This window comes from Massilia sp. 9I, from assembly GCF_902506415.1.
Classification (GTDB): Bacteria; Pseudomonadota; Gammaproteobacteria; order Burkholderiales; family Burkholderiaceae_D; genus Telluria.
Map to the genome: position 1 here is coordinate 2813973 of NZ_LR733275.1, position 17183 is coordinate 2831155.

Annotated in this window: 15 protein-coding genes and 1 riboswitch; of the genes, 9 read left to right on the forward strand and 6 right to left on the reverse strand. The window is 62.8% G+C overall.

Annotation, left to right across the window (positions count from 1 at the left end):
- Window positions 1-21 precede the first annotated feature (21 nt).
- On the reverse strand, window positions 22-966 hold the full coding sequence (locus GV068_RS12625) for an S-4TM family putative pore-forming effector (RefSeq protein ID WP_159698023.1): 945 nt from the start codon (window positions 964-966) through the stop codon (window positions 22-24).
- 8 nt (window positions 967-974) lie between these two features.
- Window positions 975-1970 (reverse strand): nucleotidyltransferase, encoded by a 996-nt coding sequence (locus GV068_RS12630; protein WP_159698026.1) that lies wholly within the window; start codon window positions 1968-1970, stop codon window positions 975-977.
- A gap of 251 nt (window positions 1971-2221) precedes the next feature.
- Between GV068_RS12630 and GV068_RS12635 the strand changes: the two genes are divergently transcribed.
- The gene (locus tag GV068_RS12635) at window positions 2222-2968 is read left to right on the forward strand and encodes a DUF4145 domain-containing protein (RefSeq protein WP_159698029.1); all 747 of its coding nucleotides are present in this window, start codon (window positions 2222-2224) and stop codon (window positions 2966-2968) included.
- Window positions 2969-3221: 253 nt separating this feature from the next.
- Here the strand turns inward: GV068_RS12635 and GV068_RS12640 are convergent, their stop codons facing one another.
- Complete coding sequence (locus GV068_RS12640; RefSeq protein ID WP_159698032.1) at window positions 3222-3644, reverse strand: recombinase family protein; 423 nt, start codon at window positions 3642-3644, stop codon at window positions 3222-3224.
- 392 nt (window positions 3645-4036) lie between these two features.
- On the opposite strand from GV068_RS12640, the gene GV068_RS12645 reads away from it, so the two are divergent.
- The gene (locus GV068_RS12645) at window positions 4037-4996 is read left to right on the forward strand and encodes a DUF535 family protein (RefSeq protein WP_159698035.1); all 960 of its coding nucleotides are present in this window, start codon (window positions 4037-4039) and stop codon (window positions 4994-4996) included.
- A gap of 83 nt (window positions 4997-5079) precedes the next feature.
- Window positions 5080-5189, forward strand: a riboswitch (TPP riboswitch).
- 92 nt (window positions 5190-5281) lie between these two features.
- Window positions 5282-7411: a TonB-dependent siderophore receptor gene (locus GV068_RS12650; protein WP_159698038.1), complete on the forward strand. Its 2130-nt coding sequence runs from the start codon at window positions 5282-5284 to the stop codon at window positions 7409-7411.
- 154 nt (window positions 7412-7565) lie between these two features.
- Here the strand turns inward: GV068_RS12650 and GV068_RS12655 are convergent, their stop codons facing one another.
- The 3 genes from GV068_RS12655 to pnuC form a co-directional block, all read right to left on the reverse strand.
- Window positions 7566-8528 carry an HDOD domain-containing protein gene (locus GV068_RS12655; protein ID WP_159698041.1) on the reverse strand — a complete coding sequence of 321 codons (963 nt, stop codon included), beginning with the start codon at window positions 8526-8528 and terminating at the stop codon, window positions 7566-7568.
- A 116-nt stretch (window positions 8529-8644) separates the two neighbouring features.
- Window positions 8645-9172 carry an AAA family ATPase gene (locus GV068_RS12660; protein ID WP_159698044.1) on the reverse strand — a complete coding sequence of 176 codons (528 nt, stop codon included), beginning with the start codon at window positions 9170-9172 and terminating at the stop codon, window positions 8645-8647.
- On the reverse strand, window positions 9169-9762 hold the full coding sequence (gene pnuC, locus GV068_RS12665) for a nicotinamide riboside transporter PnuC (RefSeq protein ID WP_159698047.1): 594 nt from the start codon (window positions 9760-9762) through the stop codon (window positions 9169-9171). The genes GV068_RS12660 and pnuC overlap by 4 nt, the downstream gene beginning before the upstream one ends.
- A 189-nt stretch (window positions 9763-9951) precedes the next feature.
- Here pnuC and GV068_RS12670 point away from each other — a divergent pair, with 189 nt between their 5' ends.
- Genes GV068_RS12670 through GV068_RS12695 form a run of 6 tightly spaced genes read left to right on the forward strand, consistent with a single transcriptional unit; the run spans window position 9952 to window position 17156 of the window.
- Window positions 9952-11199, forward strand: a complete 1248-nt coding sequence (locus GV068_RS12670) for an efflux RND transporter periplasmic adaptor subunit (RefSeq protein WP_159698050.1) — start codon at window positions 9952-9954, stop codon at window positions 11197-11199.
- A gap of 29 nt (window positions 11200-11228) precedes the next feature.
- Window positions 11229-11891: an ABC transporter ATP-binding protein gene (locus GV068_RS12675; protein WP_159698053.1), complete on the forward strand. Its 663-nt coding sequence runs from the start codon at window positions 11229-11231 to the stop codon at window positions 11889-11891.
- 10 nt (window positions 11892-11901) lie between these two features.
- Entirely contained in the window at window positions 11902-13149 is a 1248-nt protein-coding gene (locus GV068_RS12680; RefSeq protein ID WP_159698056.1) for an ABC transporter permease, read from the forward strand.
- A gap of 50 nt (window positions 13150-13199) precedes the next feature.
- Window positions 13200-14360 (forward strand): ABC transporter permease, encoded by a 1161-nt coding sequence (locus GV068_RS12685; protein WP_229464149.1) that lies wholly within the window; start codon window positions 13200-13202, stop codon window positions 14358-14360.
- A 19-nt stretch (window positions 14361-14379) separates the two neighbouring features.
- Window positions 14380-15774 carry a sigma-54 dependent transcriptional regulator gene (locus tag GV068_RS12690; RefSeq protein ID WP_159698062.1) on the forward strand — a complete coding sequence of 465 codons (1395 nt, stop codon included), beginning with the start codon at window positions 14380-14382 and terminating at the stop codon, window positions 15772-15774.
- A complete protein-coding gene (locus GV068_RS12695) occupies window positions 15771-17156 on the forward strand; it encodes a PAS domain-containing sensor histidine kinase (protein ID WP_159698065.1) in 1386 nt (461 codons plus the stop codon). The genes GV068_RS12690 and GV068_RS12695 overlap by 4 nt, the downstream gene beginning before the upstream one ends.
- Window positions 17157-17183 lie beyond the last annotated feature (27 nt).

Sequence of the window (17183 nt, forward strand, 5' to 3'; positions counted from 1 at the left end):
TGCCCCTTTCACGGCAATACATCAAGGGTATAGGTGTGGATGCGCCGTCTTGAAATCCGCAACGTACTGTTCGGTTGACTGGCGCTGCAACTCTTCATTTTGCGGCCTGAGCCAATCTGCCAGCCAGTCGAAGATTAGTGGGCTCTGGCTGCGGTTGTTGAAGATGCCGCCTTGAATCGACTGCGAGGATGGAGCAAATACAGCAGGGTCGTATGGGTGCTGCAGTGCTTGACTCCAACTATCTTCGACAGCCGCTTTCATCGCTTCTAACCGTGAAATAGCCTCACGGTTGTCTAGAACGAGTTTCGGTGCAGTGGCAACAAACGGTAGAAATGGCGCAATTACCAAGCTAAAGAAAGTAGTAGTCGTAACATCCAGCGCGAGTGATATACCAATTAAGGACGCAAACAATAAAACCCCAACGATACCGATACAAATGTTGTAACGGCGACGTAACTGCATATCCCACCAGCAGTTCGCACGCTGGCACACAAGGCGTGCTGCGTCAGCCGGCAGATCACGTACTTCGGGTCGATACCAGTTACTAAACTTTCCGGCAGCTACTAATTTCTCATTCCGCTTTGCCCAAAATTCAATATCTTCCTGGTCTGGCCGCTTACCGTAAGAGATGTCATTCCAGGCTAATGCAAGGACAGCCGAATCAAAGGATTGTTGAATAGTAGCCCCCTTTCCCCGGAGATAACTGATTAGCGGGTTCAAAAGGAGCGTATCCAGCAGCGCGAGGCACATACCAAAAGCACCGACATAGGCAGATATGTCACGCTTTTGCAAGCAAAACCATTCTTTATCTAGAGCTAGCGCCAGGAATGCGACACCAATAACTACAGGCACGCTTAAAATAAGCTGTAGAGAGAATAAAGTTTTGGCAGTAGAGTAAAGCGCGGCTTGCGCGGCCAACTGCTTGATGGCAGCTGGTTTGTTTTCGAGTTCAACAATATTGTTCATTAGCCTGCTCAGCTGAAAGTCGGGAAACTGTCGCCAAATACTTCACACCACTTTGCGATGGACTTACGTTGCTCTCCTTGTTTTTCCAAATCACGCGCTTCCATACATTTATTGTAGTCCGAATCGCATCTACTCGAAATCTTGAAACGGTCGAACCAACCTACTGTATTCAAATCGCCTTGGATTCCCTTAGGATCATCCACAGATTTAAGGATGGCATATTCGATATGTTTTACCACCTTAATAAATTCAATGTCTGGAAAACGACTGCAATCATTGGTTTCATAGTAGTCCAGCACCATGTTTTCGAGTAGATATGATCCCATTGTTGGCATTGTGGGGCGACAGTTCCAATATTTAACCAGACGAATTACATCAAGCATTTTTGCACCCCGAAGCGCAGCTAGGCGCTCTACCCTACCTCTGTCGATTCGAGGATCAGTCTTTTGCCAGTGTCCATCACCATCCGGGATCAGATAATACGTCTTGCCGTTCGACTCTTCTGTCGTCATAAAACATGGGACAATATCGAACACCCACTGGTAAGATTTTAAACTCAAAGTAGCCGCTTCGCCGCGACGATGCATCTCAGCCTTGTCGTATTGTGGAATCCCCCCTAAAGCCGACACAAACTTGTTGATAACACGTTTTGAATTTAAAAATACACCGTCATCGAATCTTAGCTCGTGCAAAGGCGAGCCTTCGTTGGTATTTCCGATATATACTTTTTTGCCCCATTCGGAGTAAGTAACGCCTTGTGCGCTAAGGCAAATCATAAGATCAATGTCATCGAGTTCGCGCTTCTTCGTCTTTCGCTCAAATGATCCGAAGAAAATGTCCATCCCGTTATACAAGCGCGGAAATGACTCATCGTTTTCTGGAAAGCTGTGGATACGATCAACTAGCCAATCGCGGCTACGCTTCGCTGACTTGCTGACTTCTGAATCAAGGTTAACTGCCTGAGACAAGAATTCTTCGAACGCTTCGATCACGGTGACTGCCATAACCTCACACCCTTCCTAAGATTGTTCTTAACCATTGATTGAAAGGGGTATGTTACACGAAGTCATTACCTTTTTCTCAACAACAACGAAGTTTGTTAGCGGTAGAGGTCGTCGGCACTCTTGGCACCTTGCACCAGAATTCTCTTCAGAAGCACCGGAACCGACTGCTTTTGACACAAGTTGTAAAGTTGCTATTCCACAGTTTTCATGACAGCCTTAAACTACCCAAGACCGTAACCTAGAGGATCAACGTGGAACCAAAATACCTAGCACAGAGCTTCGTAGCAGACAACGTACCACCTTGGCAGTGCCCTAATTGCTGCGATGGGCGGCTGAAGCTCGTCGGGAATTTTGTGGTGAAGGACGACGCTGCCACAGCGCGCAGTTGGGGCGAAGAATGGTTTGAGCCAGAGCATGCACACTATGTCTTCAATGGGCTGCTTCAATGTGCAAACTGTAGCGAACATGTTGTAGTCTGCGGGGATGGCTTCGTCGAAGAGGATTATGACGAGGAAGGACGAAAATACTATACGGTACTCACGCCGAAATTCTTCTATCCGACCCTGAAGATCATCACACCAAACACCAACGAGAAAGTTCCCGATGAAGTAATGGCTTTCTTGGAAAAGGCGTTTCAGGTCTTCTGGTGCGACGCTGATGCGAGCGTAAATCGACTGCGCACCGTACTAGAGTACATCTTAGACGACTTGGGAGTCGTGCGCGAGAACGGCAAAGGGGATCGGTTAGACCTTAGTAGCCGCATCAGCAAGTTAACCGATCCAAAATTTGACCAGGTGAAGGCTGCAATGACCAGTATCCGGCACATGGGCAATGATGGCAGTCACGGGTCAATAGGCATCGAACGCCGGGAACTTCTAGCCGCGTTCGCGGTAGTCAATTACTGCCTTGAACAGCTTTACCCTAAGATTCCAGACCACACTGCGGTTTTGGAATTTGTCGAAAAGGTGAACAAACAGAAGGGATTCCGACCGAAATAGCATGGTCCTATGCAAGTATTCCTGATGGTTTAACCCCGCGCAACCGATGGCACATAACATGGCCTTGCCATGTATTATGATAACTACGGCAGAAGTAGGCTTTCGACAACAGCCAGATCGGTAGTGAATATCTCTTAACTGAGAAGATTCAAAGAATTAAAGATGTCGAAAATATCTTCTTCCGATCTTAATTTTTCACTACTCCTTCACTATGCTGGCCTCGCTTTCGCACAGCCGTTCCCAGCGATAAGAGCTAACTTACAACCCAGAATGCTACAGCCTCGCTTCGCACGCCTTTGATTTGTTCCGTGCTGTATTTCTGACCATCCCGAAGTGTGACGATGGTGATGCCTACACCAATGATCCGTTGGAAGATTGCAAGTGCTTCCATGATAGGAAGACGAGACAGGCGGTCAACGTCTTCGACCAACAGAAAGGAACCGGGAGCGATCTGGCCCTCGTCGATGGTTTTAAGGAAGGCCCCAAGCGCACCATCCTTCACGTTCTTGCCCGAGTATCCAGATACGCCGCTGTCACTCATCTTTCGATTCGTGTCAAGGATGAGCCCTTCGCGGACGGCATACTCTTCTGCCAACTCAGTCTGGCGCGCTTCAGTGTGGCCCTTACCCTGGATTGCTGACGACCAGCGCTTGTAGGAGTATGCGATTGGTTTCATGGTGCAACATTTTACACCAGTAAAAAAGTTCATACGCCATCTCGCACCTCCGGTCTGCTTCGGTTTGGCGCAATTATCGATGATGAATCAGAAGCGTGTCGCCCCATAAACATGGTAATCTTGTTTGCCTGCCTGGCGAAAACAAAAAGTCGCAAAATCGCGAAAAGCCGATACCGAAGAGAGAGAGACAACATGAACGCAACCCTTCCCAGCGGTTTCATTCACCTATTCACCCTCCTTCCGCTTTCCACAGGCAGTAGTTAGCCTCCCGGCCCAATTGCATGGCAGAATGTGATTTCTGCTGTGCAAGCCCGCAACAACGGCGGGCATCGAAGATAAAGAAGGTGGCGCCATCCCGGCGCCCGCAACTTTACGCCGACTGGAGCGCTCACATGATCTTCGCTCACCTGACCAAGCACTGGCTCGCACGGCGCAGCCAGTACACGCCTGCTTCGTGGATGCTCAGCATCGTGCGCAGCCTGCGCGTGCTGCGCTACTGGCGCGAGCACCAGGCCCTGTGCCGCCTCGACCTGGTGCGGCGCTTCGTCGCGGCCGCCCCCAATGACGACCTGTTCCACCACCTGAGCCACCGCAGCTACCTGTCGACCGACCTGAGCGCGCGCCAGCGGGTGCAGTGCGTACTGTCGCATTACCGCTTCGAGGACAGCGCCTTCAGCAACGCCTACCACCAGGCGGTTTACGGCGGCGGTGGGCTCACATTGTGGCAGCACGACAACGGCGAGCATCATTTCGTCCTGCGCCTCGAGATGGCGCCACGCCACGATGCCGAGGGCGACCTCACCATCTCGCTGGTCGCCGACGGTAAATATTTGCACCGCCTGTCCTATACCTGGGTGGACGGCCAGCTGGCAGGTAGCGAGCTACCGACCGTGCCTTTCGTCACCCGCAACCAGGGCCGCTGGACCGATTCCGGCGCCGCCTTCGACGCCTTCGAGGAAGCCTTCCCCAACAACTCGCCAAGCTTCTTCTGCTTCGCCGCGATGCAGGGCGTGGCCCAGGCCCTGGGCATCGACCAGGTGGTGGCCATCAAGTGCACCTCGCACATCGCCTACGACCCGCGCGACGTGAAGCACTTCGAGAACGCCTACGACGGCTTCTGGCGCATCCTCGGCGGGGTCGAGATGCCGGGCCGCAGCTACCTGATCCGCCTGCCCTTCTACCTCAAGCCACTGGCCGACATGCCGTCCAAGCACCGCAAGCGCGCCGCGCAGCGCCGCGAGTTCTGGCGCGCGATCGGCGACTCCACCCGCACCACGATGCTGCGCCACCTGGTGCCGGCAGCGAGCATGCAGGCGCGCACGACGTCGGCGCCGGCCACGGCCGAAGCCTGATCCGGGCGCCGTCAGCGGCGCGCTGCCGCAGTCCAGGCATTCTTGACACATTCACCACGCCCGCCCGGGTCCGTGGTACACTGCCGCCTCGCTAGGGGTCCTGGTGCGCGCGTCAAAGCGCGTTGCCGGGTGAGAGATACCCTTCGTACCTGATCTGGATAATGCCAGCGAAGGAAAGCGCAACGCAGTGCCCATTCTTGTTTGCCCTTCCCCCACGTTGGCTCCGGCTTTTTATTGAAAAGCAGCGCGCCATGCCGTATGCGTGGCGCGCCAAGAGAGCAAACCATGACATTCAACCTGAAGTATTCCGTCCTCGCCTGCGCCATCCTGCAGGCTTTCTCCAGCACCGCCTCCGCCCAGCAGGCGGACCAGGTCACCTCGGTGGTCGTCACCGGCAGCCGCTGGGTCGCCAGCGACCGCGCCAGCATCGGCGGCTTCTCAGAGTCGCCCTTGCTCGACACCCCGGCCTCGATCACTGCCATCAACCGCACCCAGATGCTGGACCTGTCGATCCGTAACGTGACTGACGCCTCGCGCTTCGACGCCTCCATCGGCGACGCCTACAACGCGGTCGGCTACGCCGAGCAGTTCTCGATCCGCGGCTTCGCCCTCGACAACGCCACGAGCTACCGCAAGGACGGCATCGCTATTCCCGCGGACACCCAGATCCCGCTCGAGAACAAGGAGCGCATCGAAGTCCTGCGCGGCCTGGCCGGCCTGCAGGCGGGCGTGGCCGCGCCGGGCGGCATGGTCAACTTCGTCACCAAGCGCCCGACGAACGCGCTGCTCCGCTCGGCCCTGGTGGAAGTGAGCGAGCGCGGCACCCTGCACGGATCGATCGACCTGGGCGGCCGCTTCGAGGACCGCCGCTTCGGCTACCGCATCAATGCCGCTGCCGAAGACCTGAAGTCCTATGTGCGCGGCGCCGACGGCGAGCGCCAGTTCGTGTCCGGCGCTTTCGACTGGCAGATCAGCCCCGACGCGCTGCTGCAGCTGGACTTCGACCACCAGCACAAGTCGCAGATCACCGCGCCCGGCTACCAGCTGCTGCGCAACGAGGTGCTGCCCACCGGGATCTCGGCCAAGACCCTGCTGAACGACCAGCCCTGGACCAAGCCGGTGGACACCGACAGCAGCAACCTGGGCCTGCGCTTCGAATACCGCCTCAGCCCTGACTGGACCGCGCGATTTACCGCCAACAAGCACTGGTTCAAGCGCGACGACTACACGGCCTTCCCCTACGGCTGCAGCAATGAAGGCGACGGCTTCTATCCGGGCTACTGCTCGAACGGCGACTACGACGTCTACGACTACCAGAGCGTCGGCGAGCGCAAGAGCCCGTGGGGCGCGCAGGCGCTGCTGCAGGGCCGCTTTGCCCTAGGTGCCGTACGCCACACCTTGAGCGTCGGCGGTGCCGTGTCGGAGCGCCACGACAGCTTCGGCGAATACGTCTACGACTACGCCGGCTCCAGCAACATCTACAAGAATCAGATCGTCGATCCGGCGCCGGGCAATCCGCGCACCGGCCCGGTGATGGAGCGCCGCAACGACCGCGAAAGCGCCCTGTTCGTGCAGGACGTGGCCACGCTGTCCGAGCAGTTCACGCTGCACACCGGCCTGCGCTGGGTCAAGCTCAAGCGCGACGAGCTGGCCGAGATCGACCAGGGCTGGGTGCACGCGAACGATTCCTTCGTGCTGCCGAGCGTGGCGCTGGTCTACAAGCCGGCGCGCGACTGGAGCGTCTACGGCTCGCTGAGCCACGGCCTGCAGCATGGCGGCATCGCCGAGATGGGCACCGCCAATGAAGACAGCGTGCTGCCGCCGAGCCGTTCGAAGCAGGTGGAGGTGGGCGTCAAGGGTGTGGTCAACAATGCGCTGATGCTGTCGGCCGCGCTGTTCGACATCAAGCAGGGACTGGAGTACGTCAACGGCGCCAACGTCTTCGTGCGCGCCGGCGAGCAGCGCCATCGGGGCGCCGAGTTCACGGCCCAGGGCAAGGTGAATGCGGACCTGAACTACAGCCTGTCGCTGATGGCGCTCGATGCCAAGCAGACCGGCACCGGCGACGCCGGCGTCGAAGGCAAGCGCGTGACCAACGTGCCGGAATTCCGTTCGACGGCCTGGGTGGAATATGCGGTGCCGGCGCTCTCCGGCCTGAAGGTGGACGCGCTGTGGCAGTACTCGGGCAGCAAGGCCTTCGATCCGGCCAACCGTGCGGTCGTTCCGAGCTATCACGTGGCCGGCCTGGGCGCCTCGTACGCGCTGCGCGTGGGCGGCATGAGCACCATTCTGCGCGCCCGCGTCGACAACGTGTTCGACAAGTTCTACTGGCGCGACGTGACGCAGTCGCTGGGCGGCTACCTGCTGCCGGGCGCGCCGCGGACCTTCCGCCTGTCGGCGCAGTTCGACTTCTAAGCGATCCCGCGTTCCTAGGTTTCGTAGGGTGGGCGGGTTTCCGCCCATGCTGTGATCGTTACCAGGAGAATACGCGCGCGGACTGATCTGGCAGGATTTGACCGCGTGGGCGGGAGACCCGCCCACCCTACGGGAAGCGCTAATCCCGCCGTGTTTAGTCAGCCAGATCGGCCAGCTTGCCCAGGCAACGCCGCTGGAAGCCGTTCAGGCCCGTCATGACGAAGCTGTCCTCGGGCTCGATCACAGCGGCATCGAGCAGCAGGCGCAGCTTGGCAATGCGGTCGCCCTGGGCCATCGCCTGCGCCGTGTTCGACCCGTCCCGTTCGCCCGCCTGCGCGATCGCCTCGACCACCTCGGGCGGGAACTCCCAGTGCTTGGCGATCACCGCGGACAAATGGCGGCTGGCGGCGAACAGTTCGAGCCCGAAGGTGCCGGAGCCCGGTACCTTGCCTTCGCACTTGCGGTCGGCCACCTGGAATGCGACCTGCAGGCCGACGTTCTGCATCAGGCCCGCCAGGTAGGATTCGAAAACGCCGGCGGACAGCCCCGGCGCCATCACGCTGGCCGCAAACGCGCAGCGCTCGGAGTGGCGCCAGACGTTCGGCGCCACCTGGCGCGCCACGCCCTGCACCTTCACCCGGATCAGCGGACGGATCGCGATCCGCGCCAGCAGCATGCGCAGGCCGTTCAGGCCCAGCATGGTCACTGCGCCGTCCAGCGTCTCGATCGGCGTGGCCGGGCGATAGTAGGCGCTGTTCGCTTCGCGGATCACTTCCGCCACCAGCACCAGGTCGCGCCCCACCTCGGCCGACAGCGCCGCCGTGGAGATGTTCTCGTCCGAGAGTGCGCCCAGCAGCTGGGTCACCAGTTCCGGCACGCGCGGCACCAGTCCCGACGCGCTCTCCGGATCGTCCGCCAGTGCGCGCACTTCCGCAAGGATCTCGGCTTCCATTTCGGGGCTGGCGTTGGTGCCGCTCGAGGCGACCAGCCAACGGTAAAAGGCGGAGTCGACGTCCGCCGCCATGTCTTCTTCGCTGACCGCCGCCAGGTCGGCAGCGATGACAGCGTCAGTCTCCTTGTCGGCTCCGCCGAGCAAGCGGCCAATCCATTTTTTCACAGGGCACCGCCATTTTTATTGTAAACACAGAAAACTATTTTAATACTAATAGGCAACAAATAGTAAATTGAGAAAAGTATTTCCTGTATCTAGATCAATAGCGAGGCTTAATGCCGCTATGCCGCCGGGGTGCCCAGCAGCGCTTCCACCTGCGCCATCCGCTGCCCGAGCGGGCCCGCCAGCAGCACATAGGGGATCGCACGCTGCTCCAGGGTCTCGAGCAGCATCCGGTGCACCTTCTGACGCACTTCTTCCGATTCGCGCTGCAGGCCGTCCGGTTCCCAGGGGCTGTCGGGCGCGGTGACGAAGGTCCAGGCGTAGTCGTGGCTGCTATCCAGGCGCGCCAGCTGCGGGTCCACGCGCCCCCAATACTGGCGGCTGTACAGCGCCGTCATCAGGGGCGTGGTGTCGCAGAACAGGAAGCGCGTCGCGCGCCCCGCGGCGGCGTCCTCGCGTTGGCGCTGGGTGCGCGCGATTGGATACTGGTCGCTCTCGAAGGGCACGCGGGCATGCGTGTCGACGAATTCGCGCAGGTATTCCGGCACCCACACAGTGCCGTAATGCGCCGCCAGGCTTTCGGCCAGGGTCGACTTGCCGGAGGATTCGGCGCCGAGGATCGCGACGCGCAGCACAGCTGCGCTCATGCATCCCTCCGCGCGATGTTCGACCAGGCGCGCCAGCCGGTCCAGGCCAGCACCACGAACACCGCATACAGGATCGCGGTCAGGGTCAAGCCCTTGTAGACGTACAGGCCGACGTACAGCACGTCCACCACGATCCACACCAGCCAGTTCTCGACCTTCTTTCGCCCCAGCAGAAGCTGGCCCACCAGGCTGCCCGCGGTCAGGAAGCCGTCCGCGTGCGGCACGTCGGTGTCGGTGAGGTGGTCCAGGAAGCTCGAGAGCAGCACGAAACCCAGCAGCCAGCCGGCGATGGCCCAGCCCCAGGCCGCGCGCTTCAGGCGCGTCACGACCAGCTCCTGTTCGCCGGCGCCGTGCAGCCACTGGTACCAGCCCCACACCGAGGCCGCGATGAACACGAACTGCAGGCCCATGTCGCCGTACAGCCTGGCCTCGAAGAACACGGCGGCATAGGTTGCCGAGGAAGCGATCGAGAACAGCCAGGCCCAGTGCTTCTGGCGGATGTTCAAGGCCACGGTGGTCACCGCCAGCAGGAAGGAGATGAGTTCGAGCGGCGTGGTGCTGAAACCGAGGACGGCGAGCGGTTCGTTCATGCGGGGTGGGATGGAAGGTCAGCAGGCGATTATGGCCACTGGCGGCGGAATGCGCAAGCCGGACCGTCCGGATCCGGACACCATTGCCCGCAGCCGGGCGGCGCCCCCGCTTCCCATGCCCTACTGCAGGGGCAAGCGGGGCTGGCACGGCCCTTGCAATAGCAAGAGAAACAACCATCACAAGGCATCATGGACCGCGCTCTCGACCCCGCATTCACCCAGCGCCGCCAGCGCACCCGCATCCTCTTCGGCGTACTGCTCCTGGCCGGGATCGTGCTGGCCACGTGGTTTCTCAACCGCGCGCTGCGTCCCAGCGTGGCGGCGTCCGACATCGTGGTGTCGGCGGTGCGCCGCGGCGACGTCGCCAACACGATCAATGCCAGCGGCGTGGTGATCCCGGTGCACGAGGAAGTCGTCGCCAGCCCGGTGGTCAGCCGGGTCGCCCGCGTCCATGCGAAGCCGGGCCAGCAGGTCAAGGCCGGCGAGCTTCTGCTGGAGCTGGACGACCGCGACATCCGCCTCGCCCTCGACGCGCTGCGCGAGCAGCTCGCGCAGCAGGAGAACCGCATCGTCAGCCTCAAGCTGGAACTGGCTCAGAAGCACAAGCAGCTCCTGGCCGGCATCGAGCTGCTGGAACTCGACCTGCTGTCGAGCCGCGCCCTCAATGAGCGTAACCAGAAACTGCGCCAGAGTGGCCTGGTCTCGGGCGAGAACCTGCTGGCGGGAGAACTGGCCGTCAAGCGCGCCGAGATCCAGCTGCGCCAGCAGCGCGAACTGATCGCCGACAGTCGCAGCACGACCGCCACCAGCATTGCCGCGGCCACCCTGCAGAAGGACATCCTGCAAAAGCAGATCGCCCAGCAGGAACGCATGCTGGCCCAGGCCCGCGTGAGCGCCCCCTTCGCCGGCATGCTGACATCGCTGGTGCAGGACGAAGGCGCCAGCGTCGCCGCTGGCCAGCTGCTGGCGCGGGTCTCGGAGATGAACAACTACCGGGTCGAAGCCACGCTGTCGGACTTCCACGCGCGCGCCCTTAGCCCGGGACAGGCGGTGCGGGTCGAGCAGAACGGCGAAACCCTGGAGGGACGCGTACACACCATCCTGCCCGAGATCCAGAACGGCACCGTCAAGCTGCTGGTAGACCTGAAAGAGCCGCACCACCCGCTGCTGCGCAACAAGATGCGGGTCGACGTCAACATCGTCACCGCGAACAAGAGCGGCACGCTGGTGCTCGACAGCGGCGCCGCCTTCAACGGCAGCGGGCGCCAGGACGCCTTCGTGGTGGCCGACGGCGTGGCGCGCCGCACCACCCTGCAGCTGGGCAGCAGCGATGGCAAGCTGGTCGAAGTCGTGTCGGGCGCGCGTGCGGGCGAACGCTTCATCGTGTCCGACACCAAGGCCTTCGCCAATCTGGACACCATCCGCATCACGAACTAACGAACGAAAGAACAACCAAGGGGAATGTCATGATCAAACTGAACAAGGTCAGCAAGACCTACCGCACCGACAAGGTGGAGACGCTGGCGCTGAAGGATGTCGACCTGCACGTCAAGAAGGGGGAATTCGTCGCCATGATGGGGCCCAGCGGCTGCGGCAAGAGCACCCTGCTGAACCTCATCGGCCTGCTCGACCGGCCCGGCCAGGGCAGCGTCGAGGTCGAAGGGGTGCCCGTCACGCGCTACCGCGACAAGCAGGTAGCAAGCCTGCGCAACCAGACCTTCGGCTTCATCTTCCAGAGCTTTCACCTGATCCCCGACCTGCGCGTGATCGACAACGTCGAGCTGCCGCTCCTGTACCGCAGCATGGGGGCGGGCGAGCGCCGGCGCCTGGCGCGCGAGGCGCTGGAAAAGGTCGGCCTGGGCGCGCGCATGGACCACTACCCCAACCAGCTGTCCGGCGGCCAGCAGCAGCGCGTCGCGATTGCGCGCGCCATCGTCGGCCGCCCGCAGGTGCTGCTGGCCGACGAACCGACCGGTAACCTGGACAGCAAGATGGGCGAGGAAGTGATGGACATCCTGCTCAAGTTGAACCTTGAGGGCACGACGGTGGTGATGGTCACCCACGACGAACGCGAAGCGCGCCGCACCAACCGCATCGTGCGCGTGTTCGACGGCCAGCTGGTCGCATAAGGAGGGTCCCATGCTACGTAACTACCTCCTGACCGCATGGAAGGTCTTCATGCGGCGCAAGCTGTTCACCCTGATTAACCTGCTGTGCATCGTGCTGACACTGGTGGTGCTGATGGTCGTCGCCTCCCTGCTCGAGACGGCCTTCCGTCCCTCCGGCGTCGAGGGCAAGAGCGAACGCTTCCTGCAAGTCTTTGCCATGCGCATGGAAAGCCCGAAGCGCGACAGCACCAGCACCTCGCCGCTCGGCTACAAGCTGATCGACAAGTACCTCAAGCCCATGCCCGGCGTCGAGCGCGTTTCGGCGGTCACGATGCCGCAGGCGGTTTCGGTCTACCAGGGCGACAGCGTGAGCGAGCTGCAAATGCGCCACGCCGACGCCGACTACTGGAAGATCCTCGACTTCCGCCTCCTGGCGGGACGCCTGCCGACCGCCGCCGACGACGCGGCCGGGCGCCACATCGCGGTCCTGAACGAGAGCAGTGCGCGCCGCCTGTTCCCGGGCACGCCGCAGGTTGCCATCGGCCAGCGCCTGGACGTGCGCGGCCAGTCCTTCGAAATCGTCGGCGTGGTGGGCGACGCCATGCACCTGAACGCCTTCGCCGACATCTGGGCGCCGATCACCACCTGGGCCTCGTCGGATTACCGCAATCAGCTGACCGGGCCCTTTGTCGCACTGATCCTGGCCCATCGCGCAGGCGACCTGCCGCGCATCCAGCGCCAGGTCGAGACGATCGCGAACGGCGTGGTGCACGACGATCCGACCCAGTGGAAAACGATCCGCTTCTGGGCCGACAGCAAACTGGACCTGTTCGCCCGCATGACGATCGGCAGCACCGAGCACGCCGATTCGAGCGCCAGCGTCCTGCTGGCCATCATCGGCAGCGCCATGCTGGTCTTCATGCTGCTGCCGGCCCTGAACCTGGTCAACCTGAACACCGGCCGCATCCTCGAGCGGCGCGCCGAGATCGGCGTGCGCAAGGCGTTCGGGGCCACCAGTGCCCAGCTGGCGCTGCAGCTGGTGGTCGAGAACGTGCTGCTGTGCCTTGCCGGCGGCCTGCTGGCCCTGGGGGCCACCGCCCTGGTACTGGCTTGGCTCGAACAGAGCCAGCTGATCCCCTACCTCGAGGTCGACATCAACCTGGCCGTATTCGGCTGGGGCATGCTGATCGCCGCCGTCTTCGGCCTGGTCTCCGGCGTGCTGCCCGCCTGGAAGATGTCGCGCCTCGACCCCGTCCACGCCCTGAAGGGAGCTGCCTGATGTTCCGCCATTTGTTGAAATTGACCTGGAGACGCAAGTCCAGGAACCTGATGCTGAGCCTCGAGATCCTGATCGCCTTTGCGATCGTGTTCGGCGTCGCGGCCTTTGGCATCCGCTATGCGCAGCTGTACCGGATGCCGCTCGGCTTCGCTAGCGCGGACTTGTGGTCGGTGACGCTGAACGTGGGCGACGAGCAGCAGACCCGTCTCGAGCAGGCCGTGTACGACAACCTGCGCCGCGGCCTGGCCGAACTGCCGGAAGTGCGCGACGTGGCCTTCGTCAGCTTTGGACCCTATTCCAGCTCGACCATCTCGACCGACCTGAGGCGCCCCGCCAAGGACGGCAGCAAGGGCAAGTCGGTGAAAACAGAGATGCTCGACACCGACGACGATGCCGCCCGCGTGCTGGGACTGAAGTTGGTCGAGGGGCGCTGGTTCTCGGCGCTGGACAACGGCAACGCGGACCGCACGGCCGTCATCAACCGCCGCCTGGCCGAGGCCATGTTTCCCGGCGAGCGCGCGGTCGGCCAGCGCATCGAGGCCAACGAAGGCCCCGGCGTCACCCGCGGCTACCGCGTGGTGGGTGTGGTCGATGCCTACCGGCCGAAGGGTGAACTGTCGTCGCCGGTGAACTTCGCCTTCACCCGTTTCGAGGCCGGCAAGAACGACCGCGACGCCCGCACCATCGTACTGCGGGTGGCGCCCGGCACGGAGCGCGCTTTCGAAAAGCGCCTGAACGCCCGCCTGAAACTGATCCACAACGACTGGACCTACGGGATCAGTCCCTTGTCGGCCGAACGCGGCACCATGCTCAAGAGCTATGTGACGCCGCTGGTGGTGGTTGGCATCATCGCCGCCTTCATGCTGGTGATGGTCGCCTTCGGCCTGTTCGGCGCATTGTGGCAGAACACCACCCAGCGCATCCCCGAGATCGGCCTGCGCCGCGCGATCGGCGCCAGCGCGACCCAGATCTACCGCCAGATCGTGCTAGAACAGTTCCTGCTCAGCTCCGTCGCGATCGCCCTTGGCTTGGCCCTACTGGTGCAGCTGCCGCTCACGGGGGTGCTGGGAGAGAGCCTGAACTGGATGGTGTTCCTGGCGGCCGCCGGCCTGTCGATGGCGGCGATCTATCTGCTATCCTTGCTGTGCGCCCTGTATCCGGGCTGGCGCGCCAGCCGCCTGAGCCCGAGCGACGCACTGCATTACGAATAGATCGAGGAACACACCGACAATGGAAGCATCCCGCCCTCCGCGCATCCTGGTCGTCGACGACGACGGCGCGGTCCAGGTCTCGTTGGCCCTGCTGCTCAAGCAATCCGGTTTCGACGCGCTGTGCTGCGACGGACCCGCCGCCGCCCTCGACCTGCTCGCCCGCGAGCCGGTCGACCTGGTCCTGCAGGACATGAACTTCTCGCTGCAGACCAGCGGCGCCGAAGGCCTGGCGCTGCTGGCCGAGATTCGCAAGCAGTACCCCACCGTGCCGGTGCTCCTGATGACGGCTTGGGGTTCGATCGCGCTGGCGGTCGCCGGCATCAAGGCCGGCGCCGCCAACTTCTTCACCAAGCCCTGGGACAACGCCCAGCTGGTGGACCTGATCCAGGCCACGCTGGAGCTGGGCACGCTTGACGCCGCGGGCCCGGGCCGCAAAGCGCTCGATAGTCAATTCGACTTTCATGGAATCGTCGGCGAACATCCCAGGCTGCTGCGGGTGCTGGCCACCATCGGCCAGGTGGCGCGCACCCGGGCGCCCGTGCTGATCCTGGGCGAGAGCGGCACCGGCAAGGAGCTGGTGGCCGACGCCATCCACCACAACAGCCCACGCGTGGACCAGGCCATCGTCAAGATCAACATGGGCGCGGTCACGCCGACCCTGTTCGAGAGCGAGATGTTCGGCCACGTGCGCGGCGCCTTCACCGACGCGCGCAGCGACCGCAAGGGCCACATCGCCTGCGCCGACGGCGGCACCCTGTTCCTCGACGAGATCGGCGAACTCAATCGCGGCGACCAGGTCAAGCTGCTGCGCGTGCTGCAGGACCAGCGCTACCAGCCGGTCGGCGCCAGCCGCAGCGAGCAGGCCGACATCCGCGTGGTGTCCGCCACCAACCGCGAGCTGGCCGAACTGGTGGCCAGCGGCGACTTCCGCGAAGACCTGTTCTACCGCCTGAACCTGATCACGATCCGCCTGCCGCCGCTGCGCGAGCGGCGCAGCGACATCCCCCTGCTGGCACGCCATATCGCGGCCGGCGTGGCCGACAGCTACGGCCTGGGCGAGGTCACGCTCAGCCCTGGTGCGCTCGACTGGCTGGGCGCGCAGCCCTGGCCGGGCAACATCCGCCAGCTCAAGCAGACCCTCGAACGCACCCTGCTCCTGGCCGGCAAGTCCCAACTCACCCAGCACGACTTTGCCGCCGCCGGCAGCCTGGACGACGCCGGCGGCGCACCGAAGCTCGGCCTGGACGGGATGACGCTGGAGCAGGTCGAACGGCGCATGATCGAACAGGCGCTCGACCAGCATGGCGGCAACATCACGCGCGTGGCCAAGGCGCTCGGTCTGTCGCGCACCGCGCTGTACCGCCGCCTGGAGCGGCACGGCCTGGCGGAATCGGACGCCGGGGCCGAGGAATGACGCTACGCCAGCGGCTAGGCGCCTACCTCTTCGCCCTGCACCTGCTGCTGTTCGTGGCCGCCGGTTTCCTGCTGATCGAACAGCCACTGCTGTTCGTCGGCGCCGAAGCCCTGCTGCTGGCCAGCCTCGTCCTCGGCTTCGCACTGGTGCGGCGCGCGCTGGAACCGCTCGGCTACACGCGCCGTTTCCACGACCTGCTGCAAGACCAGAACTACGCCAACCGCCTGGCCGCTCCCGGCTCGCCCGAACTGGAAGAGCTGGTCGGCATGTTCAACACCATGCTGGCGGCCCTCCACCGCGAGCGCCTGGCCGTGGGCGAGCAGCAGGGCTTCCTCGACCGCCTGCTCGAAGCGACGCCGAACGCGGTGCTGGTCTTCGATTTCGACGGCGCCATCAGCCTGGTCAACGCCAGCGCGGTGGCGCAGCTGGGCCTCGCCGAGCCCGAGGGCAAGCCGCTGGCGGCCTGGCTCGAAGGCAGCGCGCCCCTCGCCGCCGGACTCGACACGCGCAGCCGCGAACGCAGCCTCGACCTGATCGCGCAGCTCGACGCCCTGCCGCCCGGCGACATCCGCATGCTGACCGATCTCGATGGCCGGCGCTTCCGCGCCCAGCGCGGCCAGTTCTTCGATCGCGGCTTCGCGCGCCACTTCCTGATGCTGGAAGAGCTGACGGCGGAACTCGAGGATTCCGAGCGCGCCACCTACGCCCGGCTGGTGCGGGTGCTGGCGCACGAGGTCAACAACACGGTCGCAGCCACGCGCTCGGTGCTCGATTCCCTGCTCTATTACCGCAGCCAGCTGCGGGACGCCGACGCCCAGGACTTCACCACCGCCATCGAAGCGGTCAAGCGCCGCAACGTCAGCCTGGGCGAATTCATCGACCGCTTCACGCGGGTGGTCAAGATGCCGGCGCCGGAACTGCGCCCGGCCAACTTGCGCGCCATCGTCGACGACATCCTGTGGCTTAACCGCGAACAGTGCGCGCGCGCCGGCATCCGGCTCGGTTGGCGCCGCTGCGACGAGGTCCCCGCGCAGCCGCTGGACACCGGCTTGATGGAGGCGGCGCTGCTGAACATCGTCAAGAACGCGATCGAGGCGGTGCTGGCCCGCCAGGCCCTGGGGGTCGCGGGCGGCCACGTCGAGCTCACGCTGGAACGGCAAGATGGCGAAACCGTGCTGGCGGTCCTCGATTCGGCCGACCTGCTCGGTGAAATCGCGCCGCGCCAGCTGTTTACGCCCTTCTTCACCACCAAGCAGGGCGGCCAGGGCATCGGCCTGATGTTCGTGCGCGAAGTCCTGATGCGGCACGGCTTCAGTTATTCGCTCGGCTCCACGGGCCACGGCGAGACGCGCTTCGAGATCCGCTTCCCAACCGCCCAATAAAAACCGCCGCGGGATCACTCCGGCGGC